The following is a 6,000-nucleotide window of genomic DNA, read 5'->3' on the forward strand; positions in this document are numbered from 1 at the left end:
ACGATCGCCCAAATTCTTGCCTTAACTAGCCTTCTTCTGAGGAGCCATTATGCGTTCCACACTCATAGCAGCCACGCTCAACGTCACCACAGCCATGCCGAGAATTGCCACAGGCTGCAACTTCTCATTGATAATTAGAAAACCGAAGAGTGCAGTCATTGCCGGCCCCAAAGTGCCAATTACTGACGCTAATGCCGCCCCCGCGAACCGGATGGCAAAATTATTCAAAAGATAGCTAAACAGCGTCAGCACCCCTAAAACAACGCCTCCCAAAATCAAACCAGGCCAAACATTTGGGTCGATTTTAGGAGAAAAATTTTCCGACAGTGGCACCCACAAACTCAGGGAGGAAAATACAAAAATCGCGGCGAAATTGACTAAACTAAAAGGAATTGGGTGCAGCTTGCCCGCGGCCATTTGCGTCAGCAATACGTAACCTGCAAAGGTAATCCCAGAAGCCAGTGCTGCTGCGACTCCCACTCCCACATTGCCGCCGCCCGGAGCTGGGGCCGCAAAACTCGGCCACCCAGCTAAAATCAGACCTGCGGTAATCCCGAATATGGCCAAAAAGCCGACTTTGCTAGGGCGAGAACCAAACAAGATCCAAGAACCTAGTACGGTGACGATCGGGTAAATAAAGAAAATCGTAATCGCAATCCCGGCTGGAATATTGCCGATCGCCAAATAAATCAAAACCTGAGACAAAAACAGAAAAAATGCGCTTCCTAAAACCTTACTCCACAAAGCTCGATCGCCCGACTCAAACAACCGCCTAATATCTTTCCACACAGAAGGATACAGAAATGTCGCCAATATCGGCATCAAAGCCATCACCACGATCAGTCGCATCAACAAAATCAACAAAGAATTTCCAAAACCAGGAGTCACCACCCCCGGAAATTCAAACAACCCAAAAACCATCCGAGGGTTTTTGCTTTTAATCAGAATTCTCAAACAAACATTAAACAGCGACAATACCACCGCCGAAGACAAAGCCAGCACCAAACCTGTCTGTACTTGAGAAGATGCTTTAACAGTTGCAGCAGGCGCTGAAGAAGGCTGGGGCACCGGTTCTCGCGGCGTTTCCGCAGGTGTTGGCTGCAGAAATTGCGGGCGGACAGAATTAAGAGAATTAGTTGATTCCTCGACATAGGAATCTTGAGCATCGAAAGGATTCTCAAGATATGCTTCTTCTTCTTCGAGTTCTTCCCTGATGCGGTTTACGAGATTTTGTAACAGCTCTTCCCCTTGCAGTTCCAGGGTTTTCATGTTGTTGAGCCGCACAGAAAGCTCGCTTTCGTAACTGGTTAAATCTTGTTCCAGCATCTGGAAACTGCGATCGATCCTTTCATCCAGCGCCGCCAGCAACTGCGAGGCCCGTTCGTCGTAGTTGCTGGGTGGCAAGGGTATCGGGAACTCGCCACTGGGAATAGGGCTGCTGAGAGAATTTCCCGAATTAGCGCTGAGTTCGTTGAACCGCTGCACCAACAAATCCTGCAAATTGTGAGCCAAAACTTGAGCCAACTGCTTCAGCCACAATTGCTGCTGCTGAATGTATCGCCCAGACAGAGATTCCATTTGCTGAGACTGCAATTTGCGATATTGCTCTCTGAGGTCTTCAATATCTTCAATCAGGTGATTTTTTTCAGTTTGCAGCCGAGTAATGTCTTGATTTAACTGACCTTTGACATTTTGATGCAAAGCGTCCAGTTCTTGCATTACTGAGTGGAGGACTTCTTCTGCTGATTGTGTATCCTCTGGCTCGTCCTTTGACGAGTATACGTTCCGCTGCGCCATTAGCCTATAACCTCTAATTTAAACTGCACGTTCAGTGTTCTTAAGTATTTTGGCAAATCTGGTCGCAAGTTCTAGTGAGTGGCTCTAAAAGATTGCGAACACTGTTGAATCAATAGTAGTCGCTAAGCTACAAATGTGAGAAAATTGCGTGAAGCAAAGCTATCCCGAAGGGAATCGCCCCAAGAACACTTTGTGCAATTAGAAATCATACTATAGCAATCCTAAATCAGTTGTAAAAATATGTAGGGGTAGTGCTAAGAGTGCCTACCCCAGCCAAGGCGGGGCAACCACGGGGGGTTTGCCCCTACAAGAATTACACAAATCATTGAGGATTGCTATACAGCTTGACCTCTCCACGAATTGCTCCCGGTAATTCTCGCATATAACTCACCCGATTGCACCCGACTCACAAACCTAAGATCCCGTTCTGTGACTAAATTTGATTGGGGGGTGGCACTCCTAGCCCCTCAATGGATAACTTTATCCTGCAGGCAGAAACCCCGTTTCTATTCCCCGCGTCTCTCCCGCACTCCTGCACCCGGATTTATTATATTAAAGGTTCCGATCTTTTGCTTGCGAAAGTTTTAAGAGGCGATCGCACCCTCAATCGATTTTAGATTTTAGATTTTAGATTTTAGATTGAAGCATTGACCCCACGGATAAATTCGGGGGGCCAGTTTCTCGGATACAGGTTTTTTATTTCTCCGTCCTGAGTCTGCGAAGGAATGAATCCGCGAGCTTGTATCCTGGATGCTGTCGGTCAAAAATCCCCCCCGCGCCATCAAAAAATTAACACATCCCATCCCCCAAGAGCAACAGATATGGCCTCCGAAATTTTTGACAATTCCTTGACAAAGGATATAGAAAAACTGAATATTTCCTCAGAAGCCGAAGTGTTTGTCTTTCCGGCATCATTTGCCCAGCAGCGCTTGTGGTTTCTCGACCAATTCGCACCGGAAAACCCTTTCTATAATGTAGTAACAGCACTGCGCTTAACTGGTTCCCTCAACTTAACAGCCTTAGAGGAAACCTTCAACGAAATAGTGCAGCGACACGAAACTTTGCGAACCACTTTTGCAGCGGTATCAGGCCAACCAGTGCAGATAATCTCTGCGGCTTTCAAGACTAATTTAAAAATATTAGACTTGCAAGATTTGCCGCCAGCACAACGACAAACAGAAGCAAAGAAACTCTCCGCAGCAGAATCTCTTCGCCCTTTCAATTTATCCACCGGGCCGCTGATGCGAGTAACCATCCTGCGGGTGACAGAAACCGAGCATATTCTATTGGTAAATATGCACCACATAGCCTCTGATGATTGGTCGATCGGCGTGCTAATTCGAGAAATAGAAGCTATCTATACAGCCTTTATAAATCAACAGCCATCTCCTCTACCAGAATTATCCCTTCAATATGCCGACTTTGCAGAGTGGCAGCGCGAATGGCTGCAAGGTGAAGTATTAGAAACTCAGCTAGCTTATTGGCGGCAGCAATTGCACGGAATTTCTGTGTTAAATTTGCCTACCGATCGCCCTGCACCAGCTAGGCAAAATTATCGGGGGAAAACTCAATATTTAGAACTGCCTAAAAAGCTGAAGGACGCACTTGTAGAGCTATCGCAGCGAGAAGGAGCGACTTTATTTATGACAGTGCTCGCAGCATTTCAAACTTTGCTTTACCGCTACTCGCAACAAGAAGATATTGTAGTAGGTTCGCCGATCGCCAATCGCAACCGCAGCGAAATAGAAGCATTAATCGGTTTTTTTGTCAATACTTTAGTGCTGCGAACAGACTGCTCAGGAAACCCGACATTTCGAGATTTTTTGGGCCGGGTGCGGGAAGTAACCCTGGGAGCTTATGCTCACCAAGATGTGCCTTTTGAGAAGCTAGTCGAGGAATTGCATCCAGAGCGATCGTTGAATCGTCACCCGCTGTTTCAGGTGGTATTCGGGCTGCAAAATGGGCCTGTGGACGAGCTAGAATTGCCCGAATTAAAGTTGAGTTCTTTTCATTTGGAGACTCTAACAACCCGCTTTGATTTAGAGCTGCATTTGTGGGAAGCTTCCGATAAGTTTAGGAACAGATACGGCGAACAGTGGGAAGATTCGGAAGGCCTGAGAGGCGTAGCTGTGTACAATACAGATTTATTTGATGAAGTTACGATCGCCCGAATGCTGAGGCATTTTAAAACGCTGCTGGAAAGCATTGTTGCTAATCCAGAACAAAGAATCGCTAACTTACCTTTATTGAGCGAGGATGAAGTGAATCAATTATTCAGAGAATGGAACGATACTCGGACAGATTATCCTCAAAATAAGTGCATTCATCAGTTATTTGAAGAGCGGGTTCAGCAGCATCTGGAGGATGTAGCCCTAACTTTCGATAGCAAGCACCTGACTTACAGAGAACTCAACAGTCGCAGCAACCAACTGGCGCGCTACCTACAAAAACTGGGCGTGGGGGCGGAGGTTTTAGTGGGGCTTTGTGCAGAGCGATCGATCGACCTAATTGTCGGGATGTTGGCTATACTGAAAGCGGGAGGAGCTTACCTACCGTTAGATCCGAGCTATCCGCGCGATCGGCTAAACTTGATGCTGGAAGATGCTCAAGTTAAAGTCTTGCTAATTCAAGATAAATTGATTGAGAATTTCCGAGACTTCTCAAACTCGGTGATTTACTTCGATCGCGACTGGGAAGACATAGCCAAAGAAAGCGCCGAAAATCCCGCCAACACCGTAACAGCAGACAACCTAGCTTACGTTATTTACACATCTGGCTCAACCGGAAAACCCAAGGGAGTTGCTGTCACCCACAAAGCAGTAAATCGGCTGGTACTCAACACCAACTATATAAAAATAGAACCTACCGATAAAATTGCCCAAGCATCAAACGCTTCATTCGATGCAGCCACATTCGAGATTTGGGGAGCCTTGCTTAACGGCGCTCACCTCGTGGGAATTAGCACAAATATTACCCTTTCGCCTCACGATTTAGCCTTAGAACTGCGCCAACAAGGCATCACCGTTTTGTTTTTAACAACGGCATTATTTCAACAAATTGCTAGAGTTTTACCGCAAGCTTTTGATTCGCTGCGCTGCTTGCTGTTTGGCGGAGAAGCGGTGGATATGAGATGGGTTAAAAAACTTCTCAAACAAAATTCAACCACTAAATTAATTCACGTTTACGGGCCTACAGAAAATACCACATTTTCCGCTTATTATTGCGTGCAAGACGTACCCGAAACCGCAGCATCTATCCCCATCGGCCGCCCGATCGCCAACACGCAGATTTATCTCCTAGATGCGGATTTGCAGCCGGTGGCGATCGGTGTTATTGGTCAATTGTACGTCGGCGGTGACGGACTGGCGAAAGGCTACCTCAACCAGCCGGATTTAACTGCTGCTGCATTCATTCCTAATCCTTTTAGCAATAAATCAGGTTGTAGCCTTTATAAAACAGGTGATTTAGGTCGCTACTTAGCTGACGGCAACATCGAGTTTTTAGGCCGCATTGACGACCAAGTAAAAATTCGCGGCTACCGCATCGAATTGGGAGAAATTGAAGCGGCTTTGTGCCAGCATCCACAAGTGGGCGAAGCAGTAGTAATTGTGAGGGAAGACATCCCCGACGATAAACATTTGGTAGCTTATGTTATTCCTGACGGCATTAAGGAAAAATCAGAAATTCCCAATCTCAACTCAAGTGACTTGCGCCAATTTTTGAAAGAAAAGTTACCAGGATATATGGTTCCTGCAACTTATGCAGTGTTGGAGAATATGCCACTGACGCCTAATGGCAAAGTAGACCGCCGCGCATTGCCTGAGATAGATACAGACAGCGAGGATATAACAGAAAATTATGTAGCGCCTCGGACTGATCTCGAAAGTGCGATCGGGAAAATTTGGGCTAAAGTTTTGGGAAAACAGCAGGTTAGTATCTACGATAATTTCTTTGAACTAGGGGGGCATTCCCTGCTAGCAACTCAGTTGATTTCTCGCATCCGAGACGCTTTGCAAGTCGAGTTATCGGTCAGCAATTTGTTTGAGGCTCCGACTGTGGCGAGTCTGGCAAAATACATTGAAACAATGCGCTGGGCTGCGAAAGGTTTGGATACTCCCAGAACAGACGAAAATGAGCGCGAAGATGTGGAATTTTGAGGTTGGCGCAAATAAATCGGTGCTGTGTAATAGTTTTTCAAGGGCG

At 46.4% G+C, this 6,000-nt stretch carries 2 protein-coding genes; one reads left to right on the forward strand and one right to left on the reverse strand.

What is annotated here, in order from left to right:
* Nucleotides 1-21 precede the first annotated feature (21 nt).
* Nucleotides 22-1,797, reverse strand: a complete 1,776-nt coding sequence (locus QUB26_RS17230; RefSeq protein ID WP_333242736.1) for a DMT family transporter — start codon at nucleotides 1,795-1,797, stop codon at nucleotides 22-24.
* A gap of 821 nt (nucleotides 1,798-2,618) precedes the next feature.
* Here QUB26_RS17230 and QUB26_RS17235 point away from each other — a divergent pair.
* On the forward strand, nucleotides 2,619-5,954 hold the full coding sequence (locus tag QUB26_RS17235; RefSeq protein ID WP_445299617.1) for a non-ribosomal peptide synthetase: 3,336 nt from the start codon (nucleotides 2,619-2,621) through the stop codon (nucleotides 5,952-5,954).
* Nucleotides 5,955-6,000: the final 46 nt, after the last annotated feature.

Origin of the sequence: Microcoleus sp. B4-C1 (assembly GCF_036705285.1) — a bacterium.
Lineage (GTDB): Bacteria > Cyanobacteriota > Cyanobacteriia > Cyanobacteriales > Microcoleaceae > Microcoleus.